Origin of the sequence: Streptomyces sp. SID13726, from assembly GCF_010548375.1 — a bacterium.
GTDB lineage: Bacteria > Actinomycetota > Actinomycetes > Streptomycetales > Streptomycetaceae > Streptomyces.
The window spans coordinates 1-613 of record NZ_JAAGLY010000156.1; the positions used below are offsets into that span (position 1 = coordinate 1).

Annotated in this window: 1 protein-coding gene; it reads left to right on the forward strand. The window is 69.8% G+C overall.

From position 1 onward, the window contains the following. Positions 1 to 130: 130 nt before the first annotated feature. On the forward strand, positions 131 to 613 hold a 483-nt coding region (narI, locus tag G3I78_RS46905; protein WP_203616487.1), incomplete at its 3' end, for a respiratory nitrate reductase subunit gamma.

Consider the following 613-nt stretch of genomic DNA (forward strand, 5'->3'; position numbering starts at 1 on the left):
TCGACGAGCGCACGCAGCAGGGGTACGTCGAGCTCGTGACGGCGGGGCCGCCCGCCGAGCTCGTGGGGATGGAGCCGTTCGCGCTGGAGCCGTACGGCGCCGGGGCCGGCCGGACCGGAGGTGCGGTGCGATGAGCGGGGTGAGCACGGGCGAGATCCTGCTGTGGGTCGTCTTCCCGTACGTGACGTTCGCGGTGTTCGTCGTGGGGTCGGTCTGGCGGTACCGGTACGACAAGTTCGGCTGGACCACGCGGTCGAGCGAGCTCTACGAGAAGCGGCTCCTGCGGCTCGGGTCGCCGCTCTTCCACTTCGGGCTGCTGTTCGTGATCCTCGGGCACCTCATGGGCCTCGTCATCCCCAAGTCGTTGACGGAGGCGGTGGGCATCAAGGAGGTCGCCTACCACTTCGTCGCCACGTACATGGGGTCGATCGCGGCCGTCGCGCTCGTCGCCGGGCTGCTCATCCTCATCTACCGGCGCCGCACCACCGGTCCCGTCTTCCGCGCGACGACGCGCATGGCCAAGACCATGTACGTGTTCCTCGCGGCGTCGATCCTGCTCGGGTCGTGGGCGACCGTGCAGACGCAGCTCCTCGCCGGCGGCCACGGGTACGAC